Origin of the sequence: Saccharothrix sp. NRRL B-16348, assembly GCF_001280085.1 — a bacterium.
In the GTDB taxonomy this organism is placed as follows: domain Bacteria; phylum Actinomycetota; class Actinomycetes; order Mycobacteriales; family Pseudonocardiaceae; genus Actinosynnema.
The window spans coordinates 70,106-96,108 of record NZ_LGED01000002.1 but is presented as its reverse complement, the minus strand read 5'-3'; the positions used below and the strand labels follow the sequence as shown (position 1 = coordinate 96,108).

At 71.5% G+C, this 26,003-nt stretch carries 24 protein-coding genes; 9 read left to right on the top strand and 15 right to left on the bottom strand.

Annotated elements, in window-relative coordinates; all coding sequences use genetic code 11:
- Positions 1 to 16 precede the first annotated feature (16 nt).
- The 4 genes from ADK67_RS02760 to ADK67_RS02745 all read right to left on the bottom strand — a co-directional run bounded on the left by ADK67_RS02760 (position 17) and on the right by ADK67_RS02745 (position 3,335).
- Positions 17 to 1,252, bottom strand: coding sequence for an MAB_1171c family putative transporter (locus ADK67_RS02760; protein ID WP_053714774.1), 1,236 nt, complete (start codon positions 1,250 to 1,252; stop codon positions 17 to 19).
- Positions 1,245 to 1,799: a hypothetical protein gene (locus tag ADK67_RS02755; protein WP_053714773.1), complete on the bottom strand. Its 555-nt coding sequence runs from the start codon at positions 1,797 to 1,799 to the stop codon at positions 1,245 to 1,247. The genes ADK67_RS02760 and ADK67_RS02755 overlap by 8 nt, the downstream gene beginning before the upstream one ends.
- Before the next feature lie 42 nt (positions 1,800 to 1,841).
- On the bottom strand, positions 1,842 to 2,576 hold the full coding sequence (locus ADK67_RS02750) for a helix-turn-helix domain-containing protein (protein ID WP_157619861.1): 735 nt from the start codon (positions 2,574 to 2,576) through the stop codon (positions 1,842 to 1,844).
- Between the two features lie 366 nt (positions 2,577 to 2,942).
- Complete coding sequence (locus ADK67_RS02745; protein ID WP_053714771.1) at positions 2,943 to 3,335, bottom strand: DUF2267 domain-containing protein; 393 nt, start codon at positions 3,333 to 3,335, stop codon at positions 2,943 to 2,945.
- Between the two features lie 96 nt (positions 3,336 to 3,431).
- Between ADK67_RS02745 and ADK67_RS02740 the strand changes: the two genes are divergently transcribed.
- Positions 3,432 to 4,388 carry a universal stress protein gene (locus ADK67_RS02740; RefSeq protein WP_053714770.1) on the top strand — a complete coding sequence of 319 codons (957 nt, stop codon included), beginning with the start codon at positions 3,432 to 3,434 and terminating at the stop codon, positions 4,386 to 4,388.
- 45 nt (positions 4,389 to 4,433) lie between these two features.
- Entirely contained in the window at positions 4,434 to 5,756 is a 1,323-nt protein-coding gene (locus tag ADK67_RS02735; RefSeq protein WP_197289250.1) for a M20/M25/M40 family metallo-hydrolase, read from the top strand.
- Between the two features lie 43 nt (positions 5,757 to 5,799).
- Here the strand turns inward: ADK67_RS02735 and ADK67_RS02730 are convergent, their stop codons facing one another.
- Complete coding sequence (locus ADK67_RS02730) at positions 5,800 to 6,054, bottom strand: hypothetical protein (protein WP_053714769.1); 255 nt, start codon at positions 6,052 to 6,054, stop codon at positions 5,800 to 5,802.
- Positions 6,055 to 6,083: 29 nt separating this feature from the next.
- Between ADK67_RS02730 and ADK67_RS53275 the strand changes: the two genes are divergently transcribed.
- Entirely contained in the window at positions 6,084 to 6,836 is a 753-nt protein-coding gene (locus ADK67_RS53275; protein ID WP_231647981.1) for a dephospho-CoA kinase, read from the top strand.
- Between the two features lie 78 nt (positions 6,837 to 6,914).
- On the opposite strand, the gene ADK67_RS02720 is transcribed toward ADK67_RS53275, so the two are convergent.
- Positions 6,915 to 7,370, bottom strand: a complete 456-nt coding sequence (locus ADK67_RS02720) for a hypothetical protein (protein ID WP_053714768.1) — start codon at positions 7,368 to 7,370, stop codon at positions 6,915 to 6,917.
- A 269-nt stretch (positions 7,371 to 7,639) separates the two neighbouring features.
- Positions 7,640 to 9,769 carry an MMPL family transporter gene (locus tag ADK67_RS02715; protein WP_197289241.1) on the bottom strand — a complete coding sequence of 710 codons (2,130 nt, stop codon included), beginning with the start codon at positions 9,767 to 9,769 and terminating at the stop codon, positions 7,640 to 7,642.
- 313 nt (positions 9,770 to 10,082) lie between these two features.
- On the opposite strand from ADK67_RS02715, the gene ADK67_RS52055 reads away from it, so the two are divergent.
- Both ADK67_RS52055 and ADK67_RS02705 read left to right on the top strand, forming a co-directional pair.
- Positions 10,083 to 10,643 (top strand): thioesterase II family protein, encoded by a 561-nt coding sequence (locus ADK67_RS52055; RefSeq protein ID WP_269435972.1) that lies wholly within the window; start codon positions 10,083 to 10,085, stop codon positions 10,641 to 10,643.
- 156 nt (positions 10,644 to 10,799) lie between these two features.
- Entirely contained in the window at positions 10,800 to 11,936 is a 1,137-nt protein-coding gene (locus tag ADK67_RS02705; RefSeq protein WP_053714820.1) for a S1 family peptidase, read from the top strand.
- 62 nt (positions 11,937 to 11,998) lie between these two features.
- Here ADK67_RS02705 and ADK67_RS02700 read toward each other — a convergent pair whose 3' ends face one another.
- From ADK67_RS02700 to ADK67_RS02675, 6 genes are all read right to left on the bottom strand, one after another.
- Positions 11,999 to 12,193 carry an acyl-CoA carboxylase epsilon subunit gene (locus ADK67_RS02700; protein WP_053714765.1) on the bottom strand — a complete coding sequence of 65 codons (195 nt, stop codon included), beginning with the start codon at positions 12,191 to 12,193 and terminating at the stop codon, positions 11,999 to 12,001.
- Positions 12,190 to 13,779, bottom strand: a complete 1,590-nt coding sequence (locus ADK67_RS02695) for an acyl-CoA carboxylase subunit beta (RefSeq protein ID WP_053714764.1) — start codon at positions 13,777 to 13,779, stop codon at positions 12,190 to 12,192. Before ADK67_RS02695 ends, ADK67_RS02700 begins: the two co-directional genes overlap by 4 nt.
- Before the next feature lie 60 nt (positions 13,780 to 13,839).
- On the bottom strand, positions 13,840 to 14,835 hold the full coding sequence (locus ADK67_RS02690) for a TIGR03571 family LLM class oxidoreductase (RefSeq protein WP_053714763.1): 996 nt from the start codon (positions 14,833 to 14,835) through the stop codon (positions 13,840 to 13,842).
- A gap of 181 nt (positions 14,836 to 15,016) precedes the next feature.
- Positions 15,017 to 16,609: an FAD-dependent monooxygenase gene (locus tag ADK67_RS02685; RefSeq protein WP_053714762.1), complete on the bottom strand. Its 1,593-nt coding sequence runs from the start codon at positions 16,607 to 16,609 to the stop codon at positions 15,017 to 15,019.
- Between the two features lie 9 nt (positions 16,610 to 16,618).
- Positions 16,619 to 17,620 carry a beta-ketoacyl-ACP synthase III gene (locus ADK67_RS02680; RefSeq protein ID WP_053714761.1) on the bottom strand — a complete coding sequence of 334 codons (1,002 nt, stop codon included), beginning with the start codon at positions 17,618 to 17,620 and terminating at the stop codon, positions 16,619 to 16,621.
- Positions 17,621 to 17,896: 276 nt separating this feature from the next.
- Entirely contained in the window at positions 17,897 to 19,327 is a 1,431-nt protein-coding gene (locus tag ADK67_RS02675) for an MFS transporter (protein WP_157619860.1), read from the bottom strand.
- 334 nt (positions 19,328 to 19,661) lie between these two features.
- Here ADK67_RS02675 and ADK67_RS02670 point away from each other — a divergent pair, with 334 nt between their 5' ends.
- The 4 genes from ADK67_RS02670 to ADK67_RS02655 all read left to right on the top strand — a co-directional run bounded on the left by ADK67_RS02670 (position 19,662) and on the right by ADK67_RS02655 (position 24,324).
- A complete protein-coding gene (locus ADK67_RS02670) occupies positions 19,662 to 20,705 on the top strand; it encodes an aldo/keto reductase (protein ID WP_053714759.1) in 1,044 nt (347 codons plus the stop codon).
- Positions 20,706 to 20,747: 42 nt separating this feature from the next.
- Entirely contained in the window at positions 20,748 to 21,617 is an 870-nt protein-coding gene (locus tag ADK67_RS02665; protein WP_053714758.1) for a UbiA family prenyltransferase, read from the top strand.
- Between the two features lie 861 nt (positions 21,618 to 22,478).
- Positions 22,479 to 23,624 carry a sensor histidine kinase gene (locus tag ADK67_RS02660; protein ID WP_082403160.1) on the top strand — a complete coding sequence of 382 codons (1,146 nt, stop codon included), beginning with the start codon at positions 22,479 to 22,481 and terminating at the stop codon, positions 23,622 to 23,624.
- Positions 23,608 to 24,324: a response regulator gene (locus ADK67_RS02655; RefSeq protein ID WP_063797479.1), complete on the top strand. Its 717-nt coding sequence runs from the start codon at positions 23,608 to 23,610 to the stop codon at positions 24,322 to 24,324. The genes ADK67_RS02660 and ADK67_RS02655 overlap by 17 nt, the downstream gene beginning before the upstream one ends.
- On the opposite strand, the gene ADK67_RS02650 is transcribed toward ADK67_RS02655, so the two are convergent.
- Entirely contained in the window at positions 24,269 to 24,961 is a 693-nt protein-coding gene (locus tag ADK67_RS02650) for a response regulator (protein WP_053714756.1), read from the bottom strand. The two genes, ADK67_RS02655 and ADK67_RS02650, sit on opposite strands and share 56 nt — an antisense overlap.
- Entirely contained in the window at positions 24,958 to 25,977 is a 1,020-nt protein-coding gene (locus ADK67_RS02645) for a sensor histidine kinase (RefSeq protein ID WP_053714755.1), read from the bottom strand. The genes ADK67_RS02650 and ADK67_RS02645 overlap by 4 nt, the downstream gene beginning before the upstream one ends.
- Between the last annotated feature and the right edge of the window lie 26 nt (positions 25,978 to 26,003).

The following is a 26,003-nucleotide window of genomic DNA, read 5'->3' as shown; positions in this document are numbered from 1 at the left end:
GGCCTCCCTTCCCGGTTCACCGACGAGTCACGGCGTCGGTGCGGTCGGCGTCGGCCAGGGCCGCGGCCACGACCGGGCCGGCGAACGCCCGCGCCACCACCACGAGCCTGGTGCGTTCGCTGGCGAACGCGTGCTTGGCCTGGAGCGGGCCGTCCTGGTCGGCCGGACCGTCGTCGTCCGCCGCGGCGCCGCGCGCTCGGGCCACCAGTGCGGCCTTGATCTGCGCGGCCTCCGTCACGGCCCAGACCTCGTCCTCGGCCAGGCGGAGTTCGGCGGCCCGCCGCCCGACCGCGTCCGCCACCGCCGGGTCGCGGCCCGCCCGAAGTTGGTGCAGCCAGTCGTTGATCTCGATGACCCGCCAGAACAACCGGTGCTCGGGGTCGAACCGCTCGCGCAGCGTCGCAGGCACGTGCCGCATGGCCGGGTCGACCGCCCGCAGCTCCCGCCACAACGGGCGCAGCCGCACGTAGTCCCCGACCGCCTCCCGGGCTCGCGCCACCCGCTCGGTGAACGCGGACAAGCGCGGTCCCCACGCGGCGATGCTGGCGCCGACCACGACCACCGGCACGGCGAGCGTGAGCGTCCGGGGCGCCGCGACGCACCACCCGTCGAGCCGTGCGTCGAACCAGCTGCCGATCACGGCGACGAGCACCATGACGGCGTAGGCGGACCCGATCAGCACGCCGACCGCGTTGAGCCGCAGGCCCCGCCGCAGCCAGGGCTGGTCCGGCGGCGTCTCGTCGGCCCACCGCCAGCACAGGCGGACCACGTTGAGCATGCCGACGAGGTACGTGACGTGGTAGAGCACCAGCAGTTCGGCGAGGTACGGGGTGTCGGCGAACGCCGCCGGGAAGTCGCCGTGGTGCTCCTCGCCGGGCGCGCCGAGCGCGAACAGCACCACCATCGCGGCCAGCACCAGCCCGCAGGCGACGAGCACCCGCCGGGTGGTCCGCCACGCCCGCGCGGGCGGGTGCCGCCAGTACAGCAGCATCGCCTGGTTCGCGGCGACGAACCCGACGCCGAACCCGTACGCCAGCACCACCGACAGGTTGGGCACGCCGGTGAGCCGGTCGACGTTCACCCCGACCACCGGCGCCAGCAGCAGGAACGCTGGCGCGGCCGTCACGCACGCCAAGCAGATCGGCAGCACCGCGGCCCGCCGCTCGGGCGGCGCCTGCCGGAACGCCCGGTACTTGTGCGCCAGCAACGCCAGCACGCCCAGGGCGCTGAGCAGGTACTGGGCGTCAGCCACGGTGGCCCCGCTCGGGCGAGTACCCGAACGTGTACCAGGCCCGCGTCGCCAGGTCGTCGCCCTCGGGCCGGGTCGGCTCGTGCGGCTGCCGTCCCGCCCAGTCGATCAACGCCCGGGTCAGCACGCCCGCGACCCGGTCGGCTTCCCGTTCGTCCTTGCGGGACAGGTTGGTCCGGCCCGCCAGGATGCGCAGCATCGACGGCGACAGGTCCGGGTACAGCAGCCGGCGGCCTTCCTCGGCGTCGAGCCGCGGCGGCTGGTGGCCGCACAGCATGTGCGCGATCTCGTGCAGCAGGATGAGCAGCCGGTGCACCCAGCTGCGGGCCGTGGTGACGATGACGACGTGGACCTCGTCCGCGGTCACGGCCCACAGGCCGCTCGTGCCGCCCGCGCCGAGGTCGTCGAACCGCAGGATGATCTCCCGCCGCAGGCGTCGGGCCATGACCTCGCACAGCCGGACGCACACGGCCTCCGCGGTGGCGGACTCGTCGAGGTCCAGCTCGCGGATCAGCCCGTCGCTCAGCTCCCGCAGCTCCTTCGCCTTCATCTGATCACCACCCCGGGCGTGTTCGGCGTCGTGGCCACGGTGTCAGCGGGTCTCGTCATCGGCGGGCACCGGCGAGCCGTCCGGTTCGAGCGCCCGCCTGATGGCGTCCTCGGCCGCGACGCCGGGGTGCAGTGCGCGCACGAGCGCGAGGAGGATCTTGTTGCGGACACCGGGCGGCGGCGGTTGTTCCGCGGTGCGCAGGATGACGGTGTTGACGCCGAGCTTGTCCATCGCCAGCCGGGTCTCCAGCTGCTCGTCGACCCGGGCGGCCAGCTCGTCGTCGAAGAAGTACGCGGGCGCGGCCCCGAACGCCTCCGCGAGCCCGAGGATGTGCTTGAGCCGCGGGTTGTCGCTGGTGCCGGCCAGCAGCTCGCGGATGTAGTTGGCCGAGATCGAGCCGTACGGGCCGCCGCTGATCCGCCCCGCGACCTCCTCCGGCGAGAACGGGCCGCGGTTGGCCGGGTACACGGTGCCGAACAGGTGTTTCACCGCGCCGCGCCGCCAGCCCGGCCGTTCGCCCTCGTGCAGCCGCGCGCGACCGCCGACGAAGCACGCGGGGTGCACGCCCAGCGCGGCGGCCAGGCCCTCGATCGTGCGGCACGTGGGGTTGTCCTTGTCGCCGCGGCGCAACTGCGAGATGTAGGTGTGGGTGATCTCGCCGCCCTCGAGGCGGATCCGCTCGGCCAGTTCCACGTTCGTGTAGCGCGGCCGATCACCGGGCCGCAGGCACAGCTCGTCGAGGATCTCGGCGAAGAGCCGCTGCCCGCCCGCGGTCATGGTCACCCCTCGTACGCACGACTGCTTCATCCCGCAAGCACTTCCACTGCGAGTGGCAGGGATCAAGCTACTCCGCACCGGCAGTTGATTCCAAGGCCGGCACCCCAGTAGCCTGGCCACGGCGGTTCCACTGATGTTGGGGGCACAGGGCAGTGGCGTCCTGAGAGTGGAATGGATTGAAGGGCCGGCTCCGCGGTGCGGCGAGATCCCGGTGACCACGCCGGTCGTCACCAGGCCCTGCGGTAGTGCCGCCGCTTCCGCCACGGCGGCACCCACTGAGGGGTGCGCAGGGCCGAGGGATCTCGTGGACGGGCGGGTTCGCCGAATCCGGTCGCGACGCGGGGTCGACCGAGCGGATCTCCGTGCTCAGTGGTGCACCGGACCGCTCGACAGCAGGTCGGCGTAGTCGGCGGGCGACTGGGCCGCGAAGTCGTCGATCTCGCCCTGCGGCAGGCTGTTCCGCATCGCGGTGACGACGGCGCGCGCGTGCTGCCGCGCCTGCTGCGGCGTGCACTCGCCACCCTCCTCCGCGGCGACCCGCCGGTAGAACTCCTCGACGTCGAATCGCTCGCCGGCACCCTGCTCGGGCAGCACGCCGGCCAGGTCGGGCGGCAGCTGCGAGGCCAGGTGACGGGTCTCGCCGCCGGTCAGCCGTCGTCCGAGGACCTGCAGCGTGGCGCGCACCGCGCGTTCGGCGTCGTCCGAGTTCGCGATCCCGGTGCTCGCCCGCACGGCTGAAACCAGTTCGTGTTCCTTCATGGGGCGTCCTCCGTTTCCCCTGTCGATCACGTGTGGGTCGGACCTCCTCGGATACCCCGGTGGCACGGGGATCACGCCGAGAGTCGGAGGTGGGCGATGACCAGCCCGGACATCCTGAAGAGCCCGGAGAGCGCGATCGGCCGCGGTGCGGTGGTCGTCGGGTTCGACGGTTCGGAGCGGTCGCGGCAGGCGGCGTACTGGGCGGCGCGCGAGGCGGCGAGCCGCGGCGTGCGCCTGGTCGTCGTGAACGTGATCCGCGGGCCGTTCCCCGAGGTGGTGGTCACGCCCGTGTCGATGCCGCTGCCCCAGTTCGTCGGCGAGAAGGCGGTGCGCGAGTACACGAAGGACCACCTCGCCGAACTGGCCGCGGCGTGCGAGGGCGTCGCGCCCGGGGTCGAGGTGGACACGCGCGCGTTCGACGGGCACCCCGCCGCCGTGCTGGCCGAGGCCGGGCGGGAATCGGCGCTGCTCGTCGTCGGTTCGTCCGGCGCCACCGGGCTGGCCAGGGTGTTCGCCGGCTCGGTCACCGCGGACCTGGCCCACCACTTCGCCGGACCGCTCGTCGTGGTCCGCGACACCGACGGCGGGACGGACGACGGGCGCGTGGTGGTCGGCGTCGACGGGTCGGAGCCGAGCGACCGCGCGGTCGACTTCGCGGTGGACCACGTGTCGCGGCACGGTGGCTCGCTGGTGGCCGTGCACGCCACCACCGGGCTGCCGGTGGACGCGTTGGCGCCGGGCGGCGCGTGGGGGCAGGGCATGGGGCTCGGCCTGGACGTCGAGCAGCTCAGGGCGTCCGCCGACCTGCTGATCGCCAAGTCGCTGGAGGTGCCGCTCGCCCGCCACCCCGGGGTGCGCGCGGAACGGGTGGTGTCGCTGGCGCGGCCCGCCCAGGCCCTGGTCGAGGAGGCAGGCGGCGCGGCGCTGCTCGTCGTGGGCAGCCACGGGCACGGCGCGGTGCGGCGCGCGCTGCTCGGCTCGGTGAGCCACGCGATGCTCCACCACGCGCCGTGCCCGCTGGCCGTCGTGCGAGGTGACGGGTCCGAGCGCTGACGAACCGCGCCGGGCCGCGGATGGTAGGAAGACCTGGTGAGTAACTTGGATGACGGGGCCGGGCTGCGGCTCGCGCAGGACGAGGTCGTGTCGCTGGCCAGCGAGTTGATCAGGATCGACACGACCAACACCGGCGATCCGGCGACGGTCGTCGGCGAGCGCGCGGCGGCCGAGTGGGTCGCGGAGAAGCTGGCCGAGGTCGGCTACGAGACCACCTACGTCGAATCGGGGGCGAAGGGCCGCGGCAACGTGGTCGCCCGCCTGGCCGGCTCCGACCCGTCACGGGGCGCGCTGCTGGTGCACGGTCACCTGGACGTGGTGCCCGCCGACGCCTCCGAGTGGTCGGTGCACCCGTTCTCCGGCGCGGTCCAGGACGGGTACGTGTGGGGCCGCGGCGCGGTCGACATGAAGGACATGGTCGCGATGACGCTCGCCGTCGCGCGTCGGTTTAAGCGGGACGGCGTGGTGCCGCCGCGCGACATCGTGTTCGCGTTCCTGGCCGACGAGGAGGCGGGCGGCCTGTTCGGCGCCAAGTGGCTGGTGGACAACCGGCCGGAGCTGTTCGAGGGCGTCACGGAGGCGATCAGCGAGGTCGGCGGGTTCTCCATCACGCTCAAGGACGACGTCCGGGCCTACTTGGTGGAGACCGCCGAGAAGGGCATCCGGTGGCTCAAGCTGCGCGTCCGCGGCACCGCCGGCCACGGCTCGATGATCCACAACGACAACGCGGTGGCGAAGCTGGCGGCGGCGGTCACGAAGCTGGGGCAGCACCGGTTCCCGGTGATCCTGTCGCCGTCCGTGCGCGAGTTCCTGGCCGGCGTGTCGGAGATCACCGGGCTGGAGTTCCCCGAGGACGACATCGAGGGCTCGATCGGCAAGCTGGGCGCGTTGTCGCGGATGATCGGCGCGACGCTGCGCGACACGGCCAACCCCACCATGCTGTCCGCCGGGTACAAGGCGAACGTGATCCCGTCGTTCGCCGAGGCCACCGTGGACTGCCGCATCCTGCCGGGCCGCGAGGAGGCGTTCGACCGCGAGCTGGCCGAGCTGCTCGGCCCGGACGTGGAGCGCGAGTGGCTGGGGCTGCCGCCGGTGGAGACGACGTTCGACGGCGCGCTGGTCGACGCGATGACGGCGTCGATCACCGCCGAGGACCCCGGCGCGAAGGTGCTGCCGTACATGCTGTCGGGCGGCACGGACGCCAAGTCGTTCCAGGAGCTCGGCATCCGCAACTTCGGCTTCGCCCCGCTGAAGCTGCCCGCCGACCTGGACTTCTCCGGCCTGTTCCACGGCGTGGACGAGCGCGTGCCGGTCGACGCCCTGGAGTTCGGCGTCCGCGTCCTGGACCGCTTCCTGCGCAACTCGTGAGTCGGCGGGGCGCCGTCCGCACCGGACGGCGCCCCCGCGCGGATCAGCCGACGTGCCGGCGAAGGGCGCGGTTCGGGCCCTGCTGACCCGAGAAGCCGACGATCACACCGGACCGGTTGACGGCCCAGGCGCTGCCCGTGTGCGCGGTCGCGGGCACGTTGCTGCTGATCCGGCGTGACTTCCAGGGCGAGCGGCCCGCTCGACGTGACTTCCGGACCGAGGTGGCCGAAGGGCTGCGGTGGATCTGGGGGCAGCGGCTGCTGCGGACGGCGATGGTGCTGATCTCGGTGAGCAACATCGTGTTCGCCGGGGCTGGGGCTGGCGGTGATGTTCATCGTGAAGGAGGACGGCGGTTCGGCCGCGGTGCTCGGCGTGATCACCGCGATCGGCGGTGTCGGCGGCATGGTGGGCGCGTTGACCGCGAGCCGGTGGCTGCGGCGGCTGAGCATGCGCGCGCTGCTCGTCGGCGGGTTCACCGCGTGGGCGCTCACGGTGGTGCCGGTGGCGTTCGTGAGCGATCCGATCGCTCTGGGTGTGGCGTTCGCGTCGCGCGTGTCTTTCCGCTGCCCGCTATACGATGAGCACGTGGCGGTGATCTTGGTGACCGGCATGTCCGGCACGGGGAAGTCGACGGCGCTGGGCCGGTTGGAACAGCGGGGATATCGGGTGGTGGACACCGACTTCGGGGGATGGATCGAAGAAGTCCCGCGTCCCGATGGCACCGGCACGGAGCGGCAGTGGCGCGAGGACCGGATCGACGCGCTGATCGCGGACCACGAGCGTTCGGGTGAGCCACTGTTCATCGCGGGCACGGTGTGGAACCAGGGCGGGTTCCACTCCCGGTTCGACGAGATCGTCCTGCTCAGCGCGCCCTTGGCCGTCATGCTCGACCGCATCGCCGACCGCGACACCAACGCCTTCGGGAAAACCGCCGAGGAACGCGAACGGATCATGGCGGACACCGCCGGGATCGAGCCGCTGCTCCGGTCGTCGGCCACCCTCGAGATCGACACCCGGAAACCACTCGCCGAAGTGGTGGACCGACTCGCGGCGCTCGCCGGTCCACCACCCCACCGCTGACCGTTCAGATCACACTATTCGGCTGTCGTATTGAATTGCGCCGGAAACCGGACGGTCGCCGAGGATCCGGTGTTCCGGTTACGGGAAGCAGACGCTCGAACTGTCGATGCGGATACCGTTCGGGACGCCGTGGGCACGCAGGTTCCACACCGTCGAGGCGGTCCCCGCCGGCAGACATGCCACGGTGCCGTTCGTGTAGCGGATGTAGGCGACGTCGTCGTTGCGCGTATTCACCCCGTAGTAGACGTCAGTTCGACTGAACGACTGCCACCCCGACGTGACCACCCGGTACTGCTCGACCTTCTGCTCGTTCGCGTTGTACAGGCAGACGTAGGGATACGTGCAGCCCAACGCCCCCGCGGTGCCGATCCCACTCCCCGTGTCGCGGGCCGGCAACGCCTGCTCACGAGCGGACGTCGGCGGGACGGAGGCGATCCGACTGAAGTTCCCCTCCGTGCTCGGAGAAGCACCGGCCGGAACCGCGATGACCACGCCCAGTGCGGCGGCGACGATCGCCACACCGAACAACTTCATGCCACGCAACATATTCCCCCCTGGAAATAGTTATTCCACACCACTCGCACTTTCCGAGACATTCGATGCGGTGTGGACTCCGATTGGCGGCACTGCAAAGCCGCCGAGCCTGAAGCTATCACGGAGAACGACGGCAAGTCCCGGACTCTTGAGAGGACAAAAGTGCGAGGGGCCGGGAGGGCTCCGAGGGGAGTGCCCTGCCGACCCCTCGCGGGGGAGTCCACCTTCAGGGGATGGCCTGGGTGTCCTGAAGGAGGACGGAGTGGGGATCAGCGGCCGGTCAGTTCCAGGTCCGGACGCGAGGGCTTCGGGGTCTCGTGCTCGCTCAGCTGGAAGCGGTCGTGGATGGGGCGCAGGAACTTCGGCGCCCACCAGTTCCACTTGCCCAGCAACGTCATCGTGGACGGCACGAGGATGCACCGCACGATCGTGGCGTCGATGAGCAGCGCCACGAACAGCCCGATGCCCAGCTCCTCCACGTCCGCCAGGTCCGCGACCGCGAACCCGGTGAACACGATCAGCATCAACGCCGCCGCGGACGTGATGACGCGACCGCTGCGCTGCAAACCGCGCCGCACCGCCGTGTCCGTGTCCTCACCGGCGTCCACGTGCTCCTTGATGCGACCGAGCAAGAACACCTCGTAGTCCATCGAGAACCCGAACGCGAACGCCGACACCAGCAGCAGGATGTACGGGCTCAGCCCGCCCACCACCAACGTGTCCAGCACACCGGACAGGAACCCGTGCTGGAAGATCGCCACCATCACGCCGATCGTGGCGCCCAGCGACAGCACGTTCATGAAGATCGCCTTGATCGGCACGGCCAGCGACCCGGTCATCAGGAACAGCAGCACGAACATCGACAGCAGCACGATCGCGATCGCCAGTGGCAGGCCTTCGAGGGTCTTGTCCCACAGGTCGACGATCACCGCCGCGTCGCCGAGCACCCACGACTCGCCGCCCGGCGGCCGGTCGGCCCGCACCCGCCCGACGAAGTCCTGCGCCGCCTTGCTCTGGCTGTCGCCCGCGATGTCGAACGCCACCGTGGACAGGTTGTCACCGGTCAGCGCGGCCGGACGGGCCTGGGGCGCGGACGGGTCGCCCTGCCACCGCTGCGCCCACGCGTCCAGCTCCGCCGCACCCGTGCGCGCCACCACGACGACCGGCGGCTGCACGGCCACGCCGAACTTGTCCTCCAGCACGTCGGCCGCCCGCGCGGACTCCATCACGTCCCGCGGCAGCCCGGCCAGTTGCGGCAGCTTGGCCGTGGTGGTCAACGCGGGCAGCGCGAGCAGCAGCAGGATCGCCGACGCGACCAGCGTGACGACGATCGGACGCCCCTGGGTGAACCGCGCGAGCCGGGCGAACCCACCGCGCTCCGAGCTGTCCGCCTTGGCCGCCTTCGCGATCGCCTTCGCCGACGGCCGGACCCGCTTGCCGAAGAACCCGAGCATCGCCGCCGTCAACGTGAGCGCCGCCGCCATCGCGATCAACGTCGCCGAGATGCCCGCCGCGCCCATCGTCTGCAACCGAGGCACGTCGAACGCGAGCAAGCCGCTCAACGCCGCCGACACGATCAGGCCGCTGAACAGGATGGTCCGCCCCGCCGTGGCCCACGTGCGCGCCGCGGCCTCGTCCGGTGTGTGCCCGGCGACCAGCTCGTCCCGGTAACGGGCCACCAGCAGCAGCCCGTAGTCGATGGACAAGCCGAGGCCGAGCAGCGACACCACGGACATGACCGTGCTGTCGAGGTTGAGGAACGTGGAGAACAGCAGCACCATCGCGAACGAGCCGGCGACCGCGGCGACCGCGGCGATCAGCGGCAGCAGCGCGGCCAGGATCCCGCCGAACACGATGATCAGCGCGATCAGGACGAACGGCAGCGTGGCCAGCTCGGCGCGCAGCGTGTCCTGGCCGGAGGTCGTGTTGGTCTCCTGCGCCTGCGGCTCGTCGCCGCCGATCACGACCTCGGCGCCGGCCACGTCGTCGGCCACCAGGTGCAGCCGCGCGGAGACGTCCTTGAGCACCTGCTTCTTGTCCGCCTTCGGCATCTTGCCGAAGCGCACGGTGATCTGCGCGGCGGTGCCGTCGGCCGACACGACCGGCTCGTCCACGGTCTTGATGCCGCCGATGTCGCGCACGTCGTCGACCGCGCGGTCCATCGTCGCGACGGCGGCGGACGACCGCACGTCGCCACCGTCCACCACGGCGACGAGCTTGTCGTAGTAGTCGCCCTCGTTGGTCAGGACCTGACGCGCGAGGTTGGATTCCATGCCCTGCGAGGGCTTGTTGAGCGCCAGACTGCCGAACAGCGGGCTGAACGCCGCGCCGCCGATGACCATGACCAGGAGCCAGGCCCCGAGTACCCACCAGCGCCGCCGGTAACAGAAGCGCCCCATCCGAGATAGCATGGTCACAGCTTGTCGACCGGACGACCACGGGTCGTTAATGCCTGCCCCCGGCTTTACCTGCACTCAACTACAGGTCGTGAACGGGCACTGGCGTCATGGTGGGGTCGATCCGAGGGCCGTGAGGTCGGGAAATGATCGCCAGCGACGGGTCGGCGGCCGGGGTGTGGCCACGCGCGGTCGTGGAACGCCGCGGTCGTGCTCGACGTGACCGTCGGCGAGGCGCGTGACCTGGCCGAGCAGCTGGTGGACGCACGGCTGCTCGACGTGCCGGACGCGCGCCGCACCCGACGAGCGAGACCACCTGCCGACTGAGGCGGACGTCGCGCCCGACCCGACGAGCGACACCAGGACCGACCCTGGCGGACCACCGGATGTCCTGGTTGCGCACCTTCGTGCCGAGACCGCGGGGGCGGCTGAGCGTGTTCTGCTTCCCGCCCGCCGGCGCCTACCGACAGTGGACCGGCTGTTCGTGTCTGCCAGGGCCGCGTCGCGGTCACGACCGGTCGATGTGGACACCGACAGCGACGCGGCGCTGCTGGCCCACATCCGCGACCTCGGCAGCGCCGGCGGCAGGCACCTGGACGTCGAACCCCGGCTGCGGCCCGTGGTGCTGCCCGCCCTGCGCGGCGACCTGGCGGTGCTGAACTCCTACCGCTTCGCCGGGGAGCCGGTGCGCTGCCCGATCACGGCCATCTCCGGTAGCGAGGACGACAACGTCTCGTCCGACGAGATCCGGGCCTGGCAGCGGCACACCACGCAGCCGCTGCACCGGGCCGAGCTGCCCGGCGGCCACTTCTACCTGGAGACCGCGACGGCCGATCTCGTCGACCTGGTCCTGCGCCAGGTGCTCGCCGCGGTGTGAGACCGGTCCGCGGCAGGGGATTGACGGCGGGCGGCGGGTGTTGGCATGGTCTGAACCAGCAGACTGTGAGAGCGCTCTCTCACCGCCTTGCCTCGGGTGCCCGGTCGGCCTGCACCGATCGTGCGCCTCCCTGCGGACAAGGAGGACCGCGTGCTGATGACAACGTTGACGAAGATCGGTGTGGCCGCCGCGCTGGTGGTCGGCGGACTGGTGGTGGCGCCGGCCGCGCAGGCCGCGCCCGCCGCCGAACAGCTGTCGCCTGGCCTGGTGTCCGCGATGCGGACCGCGTTCGGGCTCACCGAGCAGCAGGCCCGGACCAGGCTCGACCTGGAGGCGAAGGCCACCAGGCGGGCGCCCTCGGCGCGCACCGCGGCCGGGTCGTCGTTCGGCGGGAGCTGGTTCGACCAGGACAAGGGCGTGCTCGTGGTCGGCGTGACCGACACCGCGGCGGCCGACCGGGTCCGGGCCGCCGGCGCCGAACCGCGACTGGTCGGTCGGACCGCGGCCGAGCTGGACCGGGTCAAGGACCGCGTGGACGCGCTGTCGGCGTCCGGCGCGGTGCCGGCGGCCGTGACCAGTTGGCACCCGGACCCGCGCAGCGGCGCGGTGGTGGTCGACGTCCAACCCGGCGTGCAGACCGCGGAGGTCGCTCGGTTCCTGGCCGAGGCGCGGAAGCTCGGCCCCATCGAGGTGAACACCGAGGGCGTCACCGCGCCCGTGCCGTTCGCCGCCGGGACCGTCGGCGGCGACCCGTACTACACCGGCAACGTCCGCTGCTCCATCGGCTTCTCGGTGCACGGCGGGTACGTCACGGCCGGCCACTGCGGCGGCACGGGCGCGCAGGTGTACGGCTGGGACCGGTCCTGGCAGGGCCAGTTCGCCGGTTCCTCGTTCCCCGGCAACGACTACGCGTGGGTCCGCACCGGCGGCGGCTGGTGGAACGTGCCCGTCGTGCTCGGCTGGGGCACGGTCAGCGACGCCTTGGTGCGCGGCTCGTGGGAGGCGCCGGTCGGCACCTCGGTCTGCCGTTCGGGCTCGACCACCCGCTGGCACTGCGGCGTGATCCAGTCCCGCAACGAGACCATCCACTACGCACAGGGCGACGTGCACCAGATGGCGGGCACCAGCGTGTGCGCCGAGGGCGGTGACTCCGGCGGCTCGTTCATCACCGGCGACCAGGCCCAGGGCGTCACGTCCGGCGGCTACGGCAACTGCTCGTCCGGCGGCCGGACCTGGTTCCAGCCGATCAACGAGATCCTCTCCGTCTACGGCTTGAGGTTGCTCACCGCCTGACCGCCACCGCGGACCCGCCCGCACCACGGCGGGCGGGTCCGCGGAGGCCGGTGGTCACGGCCTCACCACGGTGACCGGCCCACGCCCCGCCACGACGTCGGTGCGGTGTAGCGGGCGGGACGTGCCCACTGCCGCGCTCGCGCTCGCGCTCTCGTGGTCGTGGACGGCGAGGCCCTCAGCGTGGCCAGCGCGATGAACAGCGCGGCGATCTCCACCTCGTCCGGGTGCCCGCCCCGGATCGCGACGGCGCCCGTCATGACGGCGGGTTGCCGTGCTTGCGGTACGGCTGCCCGGCGTGCTTGGCGCGCAGCACCGCCAACGACTCGGCCAGCACGACCCGCGTGCGCACCGGGTCGATCACGTCGTCGACCAGACCGCGTTCGGCGGCGTAGTAGGGGTGCATCAGCTCGTCGCGGTACTCGGTGATGCGGTCCCGCCTGGCCGCCGCCGGGTCCGGCGCGGCGGCGATCTCCTTGCGGAACACCACGTTCGCGGCGCCCTCGGCGCCCATGACGGCGATCTCGTTGATGGGCCAGGCGAAGGAGAGGTCCGCGCCGATGGAGCGGGAGTCCATCACGATGTAGGCGCCGCCGTACGCCTTGCGGACGATGACCTGCACCCGCGGCACGGTCGCCGCGCAGTAGGCGTAGAGCAGCTTCGCGCCGTGGCGGATGATGCCGCGGTGCTCCTGGTCGCTGCCGGGCAGGAAACCGGGCACGTCGACCAGGGTGACGAGCGGGATGTTGAACGCGTCGCAGGTCTGCACGAACCGCGCGGCCTTCTCGGCGGCGGAGATGTCGAGCACGCCCGCCAGCACCATCGGCTGGTTGGCGATGACGCCGACCACGTGCCCGTCGATCCGGCCGAGCCCGCACAGCACGTTGCCCGCCCAGTGCTCGTTGAACTCCAGGAACTCGCCGTCGTCGAGCACCTCGGCGACGACCCGGCTCATGTCGTGGGGCAGGGACGGATCGGCGGGCACCAGGTCGAGCAGGGCGGTGTTGAGGCGGTCGGCCGGGTCGTCGCTGACGACGACGGGAGGCGCCTCCTGGTTGTTGGAGGGCAGCATCGAGATGAGGTAGCGCACCTCCTCCAGGCAGCTCACCTCGTCGTCGTGCACGAACGTGGCCACCCCGGACTCGCGGGCGTGCACGTCGGCGCCGCCCAGCTGCTCGTGGGTGATCACCTCGCCGGTCACCGCCTGCACCACGTCCGGGCCGGTGACGAACATCTGCGCGGTGCCGCGCACCATGAACACGAAGTCGGTCAACGCCGGCGAGTACGCCGCGCCACCCGCGCACGGGCCGAGCAGCACGCTGATCTGCGGGATCACGCCGGAGGCCCGGACGTTCCGACGGAAGATGCCACCGTAGCCGGCCAGGCCCGTGACGCCCTCCTGGATCCGCGCGCCCGCACCGTCGTTGAGGCTGACCAGCGGTGCGCCCGCCGCCTCGGCCAGGTCCATGATCTTGTGGATCTTCTGCGCGTGAGCCTCGCCCAGCGAGCCGCCGAAGACCCGGAAGTCGTGGGCGTAGACGAAGACCCGCCTGCCGTCCACGGTGCCCCAGCCGGTGACCACGCCGTCACCCGGCGGGTGGCGGCGCTCCATGCCGAACCCGACCGCGCGGTGCTTGCGCAGCCCTTCCAGCTCCACGAACGAGCCGGGGTCCAGCAGGACGTCCAGCCGTTCCCACACGGTCAGCTTGCCCTTGGCGTGTTGCCGGGCCGTGGCGCTCGCGTCCGGTCCGGAGCGGACGCTCGCCCGCAGCGCGTGCAGCGCGGCCACCCGGTCGCGCAGTGTTTCCGGTGCGCTTTCCGCGGGCCAGGCCACCGCAGGTGCCATCTGGTCGAATGTCGTCACTCTTCGAGCGTAGGAATGGCGGGTCGCGCTGAGCCATACCCCTTAGGAGGCAGTGGACGTGCTCACCACGTGTCGCGGGAATTGCGGCAAGACCGTTTCCGCGATTTCGTGGAGCACCTCGTCGACGGGCCTGGTGCTGCTCCGCAGGCTCAACGACAGGTGGCTCACGCCGAGTTCGTCGAGCCGGCCCAGGTGTTCGAGGAACGCCTCGCCGCCCAGCCGCAGACCGTGGAAGATCGGCGACGGTCCGGTGGTGCGGTCCTCGGTCAGGTCCAGCATCATCGGCATCAGGTACGGCTTGCGGGTGCCCGCCTCGTCGGTCGTCGCGCGCCACTGGGCGATCTGCCCGGCCAGGGACGCGACGTCACGCGGGTAGTTGAACCAGCCGTCGGCGTGCCGGGCGATCCACTCCAGCGACTGCCGCGCGCGGCCCGCCACGACCAGCGGCACCGTGCCGCCGACGGGTTTGGGCAGCACGTCCAGCGCCAGGTCGGGGTGCACGCCCAGTTCGGGCACGCTGATCCCGGCGCCGGGCGCGGGGGTGGCCCAGGCGGCGCGCAAGGTGTCCACGGCACTGCGGAAGATCCGGTCGCGCTGGTCGAAGTCGACGCCGAACAGCGGGTACTCCACCGGACGGTCGCCGCTGGCGATGCCGAGCACGAACCGGCCGCCGCTGAGCGCGTCGACCGTGGCGGCGGCCTTGGCCACCAGCAGTGGGTTGCGCAGCGGGAGCGCCACGGCGGCGGTGCCGAGCACGGCGCCGGTGGTGGTCGCGGCGAGGTGGCCCAGGTGGGTGAAGGTCTCGAAGACCGTGCCGGCGTCGCCGAACCGGACCTGGTCGTGGACGGGCACGTCGCGCACCCACAGCGCGGCGAAGCCGAGCCGGTCGGCCAGCGCCGCCAGTTCCGCGTGCCGGGCCAGGTCCGGCACGCCGCGCCGCCGGGCCGAGGCGAAGTCGTTGTCCAGGGGCAGATCGATGCCCACGGTGAGTTGACCTGTCGGCCGGTCGAGTCGCCGCAATGGGTTCGACGGGGTCATGCAAATCCTTTGTGCCGTGATTTTTAACCGATACGACGAACGTTACTGGTGCCGAAGGCGTGAACACGGCCACTACATCGGAAGTATGAGCGCCGGGAACCGAAAGGTGCACCCGATTGCCGGCGCCGCGTCGGTGCGGCGGACCGCTCGTGGCGGACCGCCGCACCGCTGCGGCGCCGGTTCAGCCGGACAGGGTGGTCTGGTCGGCCGCCTTCACCGTCGCGGTGGCGAGGAACGACACGACCGGGTGCGGCCGGGAGACCGGCGCGAGCTCGGCCAGGTGCCCGTCGGGGCGCACCAGGGCGACCACCGGTCGCCGACCGAACACCGCCACCAGCCCGGCGCGCTCCGCCGGCGGCAGCTCGGCCAGGTCGTGCACGGCGGCGGCGTCGTCCACCAGGGCGGTCACCCCGGCCCGGTCGGCGATCCAGGTGTCCGGTGTCGCGGCGCCCGGCCACAACAGCGCGGTGAACCGCTCGGGGTCCAGCAGCCCGCGCCCGGTCTTCGACCCGTTGGTCGAGTGGAACGGCACCCGCTGGCCGGGGCGCACCCGCCTGGGTTGCGGGCGCAGCAGCGACCGCCGCTGCGCCTTGCCGTACGCGAGGCCGACGCCACCGATCAACGGCGCCGCCACCCGTTCCAGCATCCCGGTCACCCGCGCGGTGCTCACCACCGCGTCGCGCACCAGGCTCGGCAGCGGCTTGATCTGCCTGGCCGCCAGGATCTGCTTGTCCACCACCGCGGTCACCTGCTCGGCCGCCCGGCGCCGCTCGGCGTCGTAGGTGTCCAGGATCGGCTCGGGCAGCCGGCCCCGGATCACCCCACCCAGCTTCCAACCGAGGTTGAAGGCGTCCTGGATGCCCAGGTTCAGCCCCTGCCCGCCCAGCGGCACCACGCAGTGCGCGGAGTCGCCGACCAGGAACGTGCGGCCGACCCGGAAGCGCTCGGCGATGCCCGGTCGCGGCTGGAAGGTCCGGATCCACTTGGGCTCGCCGATCCGGTAGGGCAGGCTCGCCCGCTTGTCCACGATGTCCTGGAGCTGGTCGCGGGTGAACGACTCCCAGCCGTCACCCACCGGCGGCACGATCGAGGCCATCCGGCCGACACCTTCGGTCATCGGGATCATCGGCAGCAGCCCGTTGCGGGAGTAGTGGTACTCCACCTCGGTGCCGAGCGGTCCGGTGACCGGGAAGTCGCCGATCGAGATGCCCAGCTCGAACGGCTTGCCGGGGTAGGGGACGTCCAGCAGCCGCCGGGTGGTGCTGCCCACGCCGTCCGAGCCGATCACCCACTTGGGCCGCGCGGTGGTCACCACGCCGTCCGGTCCGCGCAGCTCGACGGCGGGGCCGTCCGGGTCGATGGCCTCCAGGGTGGTGCCCAGTTCGTACACGCCGCCCAGTTCGGCGAAGCGGTTCCGCAGCACGCGCTCGATCTCGCGCTGCGGCAGGGAAAGGGTGAACGGCAAGGCGGTGCCCAGCCGGTCCATCGGCACGGTGCCCAGCCGCCGCCCGCCGGAGAAGTAGCCGACCCCGGTGATCCGGAAACCCAGCGACACCAGGTCGTCCACCACGCCGATGCGGTGCAGCAGCTCCAGCATGCGCGGCCAGATCAGCACCGCGCGCGAGTGCGGGTCGCCGTCGTCCAGCACCTCCTTGCGGTCGACCACGCGCACGGACACGCCCTGCTGCAACAAGTCGCAGGCCAGCATGGTGCCCACCGCGCCGCCGCCGATCACCAGTACGTCGGGCTCGCCCGCCCGCTCAGCCATCTGCATGACTCCCTCCTAGAAAACCGCGATGTCGGGCCACACCAAGGCGCATGCGCCCCAGGTGACACCGCCGCCGAACGCCGAGAGCACCACCCGCTCACCGGTGCGCAGCTCGTCCCGCTGAGCGGCGTCGGCCAGGGCCAGGGGGATCGAGGCGGCCGAGGTGTTGCCGACCTTGTCGAGGTTGACCACGAGCCGGTCGGGTTCGAGACCCAGCTCCTCGGCGACGGCGCGCAGGATGCGCACGTTGGCCTGGTGGCCCACGAACCGGTCGACGTCGTCCACCTGCCACCCGGCGCGCTCCAGCACGACGCGCGCCGAGCCGGCCATGCGCTGGACCGCGGCGCGGAACACGCGCTTGCCGTCCATCCGGAAGTAGGCGTCGGCCGGATCGGCGGGCACGCCGCCGGAGCGCTGGCGCGACCCGCCGCCGGGGATCATGATCACGTCGGCCAGGGTCCCGTCGCTGCCCAGGTCGAACTCCAGCAGCGCGCCGGGCTCGTCGTGCTCGCCCGCGGTGAGCACGACCGCGCCCGCGCCGTCCCCGAAGATCACCGACGTGGTGCGGTCGGTGGGGTCGAGGATCGAGCTGTAGGTCTCCGCGCCGATCACCAGCACCGATCGGGCCAGCCCGGAGGCCACCGCGCCCGCGCCGGAGGCCAGCGCGTAGACGAAGCCCGTGCAGACCGCGGCCAGGTCGTAAGCGGGCACGTGGCCCAGGCCAAGGCGGGCGGCCACCGACGGGGCGGTGGCCGGGCAGGGGTGGTCCGGCGTGGTGGTGGCCACCACGACGAGGTCCACGTGGTCGACGTTGGCGGCCTTGAGAGCACGCGCGCCCGCGTCGACGGCCAGGTCGCTCGTCGCCACACCGGGTGCGACGACGTGGCGCTGGCCGATGCCGGTGCGGGTGCGGATCCACTCGTCGGACGTGTCCATCCGCTCGGCCAGCATGGCGTTGGTGACGGCGTCCGGTGGCACCACGGCGCCCAGGCCGCGCACGACGGCTGCCCGGCTCACCGGTCGCCCCTCGCGGCGTCGGTGACGGGTTCGTCCGTCGTCGGGGTGTTCGCTGACGACAACATCTCCACCTCGCTTCGATCCAACTGATCGGACCAACGCGCGAACCGCGTTGCCAAAAATGACATTAAGCGCTGGTCAGAAGGTTGAACCGGCCGGTGTTTCCTAAGAACACGGGGTGACCGAAAGTGGTATTCGCGCCCACCGCGGGACGTGCGAAAGGGCCCCGCGAGGGGCCCTTCCGGTGTTCTTGCCGGGTAGTTCGGCGGTCGTCCGTCAGGACGCGGCCCGCTCGACCACCGGCGGTGCGGCCGGCGCCGACACGAGGCGCGACTTGCGCAGGAACAGCGCGACGATCAACGCGCCGCCCACCACGATGGCGGCGTCGATCAGCACGGCCGTGGTCACACCGCCCAGCACCGCGTCCTGACGGCTGGAGGTGCCCTCCAGCAGGTGGATGCGGCTGGAGGCGATGGCGCTCAGGATCGGGATGCCGATGGTGATGCCGACCTGCTGGGTCATCGACGTCAAGCCGGTGGCCAGGCCCTGCTCGTTGTCGGGCAGGCCCGAGGTGGCGGTCACCATGTACGCCACGATCGCGACCATGTGCCCGAAACCGGCGACGGAGGTGGCCACGATGACCAGCACCACGCTGCCGGGATCGCGGTCGACCAGGAACAGCGCGCCGGTCATGACACCCTGGATCAGCAGACCCACGACCAGCGTGGTCGGGCTGCCGAGCTTCGCGATGATGCGGGGTGCCAGGATGCCGCCGAGGAACGCCGCCACGCCCAGCACGGCGAACACCAGGCCTGCCGCCAGCGCCGAGTACCCCAGCACTTCCTGGAGGTACAGCGTCATCAGGAAGATCGCCGAGGTCTCCATCGTGAAGCTGATCAAGCCACCGAAGTTGCCCCAGCTCACCGTGGGTCGGGCGAGGATGCGCATCGACGCCAGCGGCGACTGCACCCGCAGTTCGATGAACACGAAGGCCACCAGCAGGACCGCGGCCACCGCCAGCGACAGCAGGCCCACCGGGTCGCCCCAGCCGTCCTCGCCCTGCTTGGAGATGCCGTAGACCAGGGCGACCAGGCCGAGGCTGACGGTGATCGCGCCCGGGATGTCGAGCTTGGCGCGCTCGGTCGGCTTGCTCTCGGTCAGCACGATCGGGGCCAGCGCGATCACGATCAGACCGACCGGCACGTTGATCAGGAACGCCCACCGCCAGCTCGCCACACCCGTGAGCACGCCGCCCAGGACCGCGCCGGCGGTGAAGCCGGCGGACAGCAGCGCACCGTTGAGGCCCAGCGCGCGGTCACGCATCGGCCCTTCCGGGAACGACGTGGTGAGCAGGGACATCGCCGACGGGATCACGATGCCGGTCGCCAGGCCCTGCGCGACCCGGGCCAGGATCAGCAGCGTCGGCGTGTTGGCCAGACCGCCCACCAGCGAGGCCACCACCAGCAGCACCATGCCGACGATCAGCATGCGCCGCCGACCGGCCAGGTCGGCGATCCGGCCGAACACCAGGGTGAACCCGGCGGACGCCAGCGCGAACGACGTGGCGATCCACTGGAAGTTCTCCAACTCGAAACCGAGGCCGTTGCCGATCACCGGAATGGCCACGTTCAGGATGGAGAAGTCGGCGGACACCATGAACTGGGCGCCGAGCAACAACACGAGGATTACTTTTTGGCGGCTGGTCATCACCGGGGGCGATGTGGTCGCCGGCGCTCCGTCAACAGTCGACATCTCACGGCCTTTCATCACGTCGCTCGTCGTGCAGTCGGCTGCGCCGTTCGAATCGGCTTGTCCTGCATTTCCGAGGCATTCCGTGCAAGAGGCTAGCGCCGGCCGGGCCGTGTGAGATGCTGAGTGCACCCGAAGTTCGGGCCCACTACAACCAAAGTAGTAGTGACTGCACCAAAGATGTAGTGATCGTGTATCGACCGCCGCCGCTCGCCCGTGGAACAGTGGTCCAGGCCGGCCACGAATGCGCCTCGAATGCACCTCCACACCTGTGCGGTCAAGGAGAGACGATATGACAGCCACCACCCCGCTGGGCACCACCGGGATGGAGATCAGCAGGATCGGGTTCGGCGCCTGGGCGGCAGGCGGCAGTGACTGGAAGTTCGGGTGGGGCCCGCAGGACGACGCCGATTCGGTCGCGACCATCCTGGCGCTGGTCGAGCGCGGCGTGAACTGGATCGACACCGCGCCGGCCTACGGCGTCGGGCACTCCGAGGTGGTCGTCGGGAAGGCGCTGGCGCAGCTGCCCGAGGCCGACCGGCCGCTGGTGTTCACCAAGGTCGGGCTCGTGTGGACCGACACCGAGGACCTCGCCGGTTCGCCGCGCAAGGTGATGCGCGCCGAGTACGTCCGCCGCGACGTCGAGGCGTCGCTGCGCAGGCTCGGGGTGGACCGGATCGACCTGCTCCAGGTGCACTGGCCGGGTGACGGCGCCCTGGCGGTGCCGGACGGGGACGACCCGCTGGCCGAGCGGTGGGCTACGCCGCTGGCCGAGTACTGGCAGACCATGGCCGACCTGAAGCGGGAAGGGCTGGTGCGCGCCATCGGCCTGTCCAACCACGATCTCGCCCAGCTCGCCGAGGCCGAGGCGATCGCGCACGTGGAGACCCTCCAGCCGCCGTTCTCGCTGCTGCAGCGCGACGCCGTGCCCGAGCTGGCGTGGTGTGCCGACCACGGCACCGGCACGATCGTCTACCAGCCACTGCACTCGGGCCTGCTCACCGGCGCGTTCTCGCGGGAGCGCGCCGAGGCGCTGCCGGCGGGCGACTGGCGGCGCGGCGCGCCGGACTTCACCACGGACTTGGACCGCAACCTGGCCCTGGTCGACGCCCTGCGGCCCATCGCCGACGGTCACGGCACCACGGTGTCCAGCGTCGCCATCGCCTGGGCGCTGTCGGTGCGCGGTGTCACCGGCGCCATCGTCGGCGCGCGTCGCCCGGAGCAGCTGCACGACTGGATCGACGCCACCTCGGTGGAGCTGTCGACCGCGGACCTGGACGCCATCGCGGCGGCGATCGAGGCGACGGGCGCGGGCAGCGGTCCGGCGCGCCCTTGACCCGGCGCCCGCCCGGGTGGTCTGCCGGGAGTCCGTGAGCGCATGGCGTGGGGCGCGGCGAGTCGCGCGGTGAACGTGCTGCGGATGTGCTGGGTCCAGGCCAGACCCGAAGTGCAGGTGGTGTTCGCGCTGCGTTTCGCCGTGGGCGGGCTCATGGGCGCCCAGGGTGGCGTCCTCGACCTGCCGGGCCTGCTGCTGGGCGCGCTCGTGTGGGCGTGCGCGGTGCTGGCGGTCTACCTGGTCAACGGTGTCAGCGACGCGGTCGAGGACTCGATCAACAAACCCACCAGACCCATCCCGGCGGGCGCGCTCGCCGCGTCGGCGGCGATCAGGGTCGCCGTCGCCGCGTCGGTGGTCGCGTCGCTGGGCGCACTCGTGGTCGGCGTGCGGTTCCTGGGGTTGACCGCGGCGTTCCTGCTGCTGGGCTGGGTCTACTCGGTGCCGCCGGTGGCGGTGAAGCGGTCGGCGCTCGGCTCGGTGGCGGTGGTCCTGGTCGGCGGGGTCGTGACCTACCTGGCGGGTTTCTGCGCCGCGGGCGGCGGTGAGCTCGGCCCGATGCTGGTGCCCGCGGTGGCGTTGTCGTGCTGGATGGCCGGCGTCGGCGCCCTGGCCAAGGACCTGTCCGACACCAGCGGTGACCGCGCCGCCGGACGGCGGACGTTGGCGGTGCGCTGGGGGCCGTGCCGGACGCGGCTGGTGGTCAACGGCAACGCCCTCCTGATCGGGATCGGGTTCTTCGTCGCGGTGCTGTGGCACCTGCCGGTGCTCGTCCTGCCGGCGGGAGTGGTGCTGGTGGGCGCGTTGTGCCTGGCTGCGCGGGTGGGCGCGCCCTACCGGGTCTACATGCGAACCCAGCACGCCGCGCACGTCGCCGCGGTGACCGTGCTCGTCGTCGCGTTGATCAGGCGCTGAGACGGCGGTCCGCGGTGTCGGACCCGGCCGGACCGAAGGCGCGCGGGCGGAAAGGAGAGCGGTGTGGGTCGGTCTTTGCGGTAGGAAAGCACTTCGGGTGGTGCGCGTGGCGGTAACGCATTCGGGTGGTGCCAGGGCACGGTCGCCTGCCGGGGCGTGTTGCGGCTGAAGATCGTCCATCGGCGCCGCCGATCCGAATTCGACACCTCGCCGTAACCTCGGAGCCCGAATCCGGACAAAGTCGCCCGACGCCGACCACGCTCCGTTCACATACTGCTTTTGCGCACCGCGTCCAGTACCGGTCGGGTGACGTCCTGCCAATACATTTCGCCCCGCTAATAGCCCGCTCTGCGGGATGGCTTCGGGGTGTGCTGCGCGACGTTGACTCGTGGTTGAGCCGTGCTAATGTCAAGACCAGGCCGGGTCTCCGGCGAGATCTGGGTCGATCTTGCCGGAGACTGCTAAGGGGGGAAGACAGGGGCCACTGATTTGTTCCGCTATACGCGGTTGGCGATTCGGCAGCCATTGCGGCGTGTGCCGGCACGGGGCGACGTGGCCCGTAAGGAATAGCTCGGTTTCCGAAGGGTCGGTCGGATCCTTCGCCGGGTGCCGCCACGTGCGCAGCTGCCGAACGCCCTGGTTGCCCTCGCGACCGCGTCCGGGACGGCAGTGGCCTCGTGCGACGAGCATTGATCGACTGCGACGTGGCATGGTCATCCATTCCGTTGGAGTCGCCGAACCGTCCTGGCGGAATGGCACCCTTTCCGGTCATGTGGAGAAGTGAGCGGTCATTCCGGTCCCGCACCACAAGTGCGGTCGAGTGGTCCTGGGAACTGTCGACCGAGACGTGACGGAGAAAGCATGAGAAGCAAGGTGGCGGGGAGCACCTCGGATCGAGGGTGGTTACCCGAGCGATGTGACGTCGAACACGGTGCGGAGACGACGCCGGTCTGGGCGCGGTTCGTCGGCCGCCGTGACGTGCTGCTCGACGAGTACGGCGCGAGGTTGAGGGCGATGCACTCCGCGCTGGCCGAGGACGAGGCGACGTTGCGCAGCTGCGTCGAGCACGCCGGGTCGATCCTCGACGAGTGCGCGGCCAGCCTGCGCGAGGGCCGGGTCGTGAGCAGCGAGGACGCCTGGGTGATGGCGTGGGAGATCGGCGCCCGACGTGCGGCGGGCAACGTGCACCCGGCCGAGTCGCTCAGGGCCGCTGCCGTGCTGATCGAGCTGACGGTGCGGACCCTCCAAGAGGTCTGCGCCGACGACCGGGCGGCGTTGCACCTGCTGTGCACGGCGATGCTCACGTTGAACCAGTCGATCTCGTTGCGGATGCACGTGGCGTCCATCGCCTACGAGCGGTTCCTGTACGAGCAGTTCAAGCGCGCCCAGGTCGACGGCGTGCACAGCCTCGCCCGGGAGATCCACGACCACGTGGGCAACGGCGTGAGCCTGGCGCACCGGCAGTTGGAGCTGTACGACGTCCTGCACTCCGAGGACTGCGCCATCGCGCGGGACAGGGTCGTGCGGGCCCGCCTGGTGCTGACCGAGACGATGGACACCACCCGCAGGCTGATCGCCGGGTTGAGGCCGCACGTCCCGGTCGCCGGGTTGCGCGAGGCGCTGGAGGCGTTCGTCGCCTCGGTCGACTCCACCTCGACCGTGGTGGAGGTCGTCGTGGAGGGTGACGAGCACCGGCTGTCCCGCGAGGTGCTGGGCGAGCTCTACACGGTGGTCCGGGAAGCGCTGCGCAACGCGCTCCAGCACGCGGCGGCGTCGAGGATCTCCACGTTCGTCGAGATCACGCCGTGGCGGGTGGTCGCCGTGGTGGAGGACGACGGCACCGGCTTCGACCGCCACCTCCCTGGCACCGGGTACGGGCTCGCCTCGATGACCGAGCGCGCCACGCTGCTCGGTGGCGAGCTGACCATCACCAGCACCCGAGGCACCGGCACGCGCCTCGAGGTCACTATCCCGTTGATGGAGGCGGGACATGCGATCGGTGCCTGACCGCGCGCCGATCCGCATCGTCGTCGCCGACGACCACACGCTGCTGCGCGAGGCGGTCTGCGACATGCTCCGGATGGAGACGGGTTTCCTGATCGTCGGCGAGGCCGACGACGGCGCCAGCGCCGTGGTGATGGCCAAGCGGACGCAGCCCGACGTCGTGCTGCTCGACGTGGGCATGCCGGGCAACCACCCGGTGTTCACCGTCCGGCAGATCGCCGAGATGGCGCCGGACACCCAGGTCATCATCGTGAGCATGTACGCCGAACAGCGGCTGGTGCAGGAACTGCTGTCGCTCGGCGTGCGCGGCTACCTGCACAAGAGCGTGAGCAGGCAGGAGTTGGCCGCGGCGATCCGCACCGTGTGCGCCGACAACCGGAGGGTCGTCGTCTCGGTGGCCTGGATGCCCAGCGCCGAGACCGAGGACGACGGCGGGCTGCTGTCCACGCGCGAGCGCGAGGTGCTGGCGCTGGTCGCCCAGGCGATGAGCAACCGGCAGATCGCGACCCGGCTGGACATCACCGAGGGCACGGTGAAGAGGCACCTGCGCAACGTCTTCGGCAAGCTGGCCGCGGTGTCCAGGATCGACGCGGTCAACAAGGCGGTGGCCGTCGGACTGATCCCGGCGCCGGAGGACCGACGGCCGGTCAGTCCCCGAGCGGTGGGCGGGGTGGGGCTGGGCGGGGCGCTTGGGCTGAGCTGATCAGCCCCGCGTCGACGGCCTTGTTGACGGCGTCGATGCGCGACACGGCGCCGATCTTGGCGAAGATGTTGTGCAGGTGGCGCTTGACGGTCGCTTCGGTGATCCCCAGGCGCGCGGCGATCTGGCGGTTGCTCAACGCCTGCGCGACCAGTTCGAGCAGACCCCGCTCACGGCGCGAGAGCGGGGTCTCGCGTTCTTCGTTCCGGTCGATGCTCGCCGCCTCGGGCGACACCGAGATCTGCACCGACCGGCCGTCGCGCACGGTGCTGCGGATGACCGAGACGAGGTGCTGCCTGCTGACCCCCTTGCTCAGGTAGCCGCGCACGCCCTGGGCGAGCATGTCCTGGACGAACGCCGGCGTGTCGTACATGCTCAGGACCACCACGCGGGTGCGTGGTGCGACTTCCCGCAGCCGCTGCACGGTCAGGGCCGCGGGGATGCCGGGCATGTCGATGTCCAGCAGCACCACGTCGGGGCTCAGCTCGGCGGCGGCCGAGACCAGGGCCATGCCGTCGCCCACGTCGGCGACGACGGCGAAGTCGGGTTCGGCGCTCAGCGATTCCCGCAGCATCTCACGCAGGATCACGTGGTCGTCGGCGAGCAGGATGGTGATCCTGTCGGGGTGTGCCGAGGTCACGGCAGCGGCAGCTCGACATCGACGCGCGACCCCGTGGCCGTCGCGGTCACCATGCAACTGCCACCCAGCGAACCGGCGCGTTCGCGCATGGACACCAGGCCGAAACCCTGACGTGCCGCCGCACGTGCCGGGTCGAAGCCGATGCCGTTGTCCTCGACCGACGCGGTGATCGTCTCGCTGGTGATGTCCACCAGCACCACGGCCTTCTCCGCCGCGGCGTGGGCGAACACGTTGAGCAGGGCCTCCCGCAGGATCAGGAACAGCTCCTTGCGGTGCCGGTCGGGCACCAGGCGCTGGTTGCCGGTCACCTTGACGTGCACGACGGTGCGCCACGCGCCCGCCGTGTCGGCGAAGGCGACGATCTCCTGCTCCAGGTCCAGCGCGGCGGGCCCGTCGGAGAACTCGGTGATGAGCTGGCGGACGATGGACAACGCCGAGGCCAGGTGTTCGCGCGCGCCGCTGATCCGCTTCGCGGCGGCGGCGCGGTCGTCGGCCGCCTCGTACAGCTCGCCCAGTTCCAGTTGGTGCATGGCGATGCTCAGCTCGTGGCCGAGCTCGTCGTGGACCTCGCGGGCGAGCTGGCGGCGTTCGCGGCGGCGCGCCTCGTCGGCGGTGCGCAGGATCGACGTGTCGTAGGAGTCGCCGATGGCGTGCACCTGGGAAGCGAGGTTGCGGTGCAGCACGGTCAGCACGGCGGCCAGGTCCGGCACGAGCTGCGGCTGCTCGGCCGCGACCCGCAGCAGCTCGGCCAGGACCACGTCCATCAGCACACCGGTGCCGCCGGCCGGCGGTTCCGGCTGCTGCTGCTGGACCGGCGGCGCCGAGCGCGCCAGGTCGGTGACCGTGGCGGTGAGGATGGCGTCCGCGCGCGCCAGGCACTCGGGCAGCACCGCCGGGTCCTGGCCCAGCAGGCTCCGGCTGTCGCGGAGCCTGGCCTCCAACCGCACCAGGATCTCGGCGCGGCGGTCGGCCAGCAGGCCACCGGCGGTGACGTCGTCGGCACGTGCCTTCGGCATCTCGAATTCCCCCAAAATCCCGCATG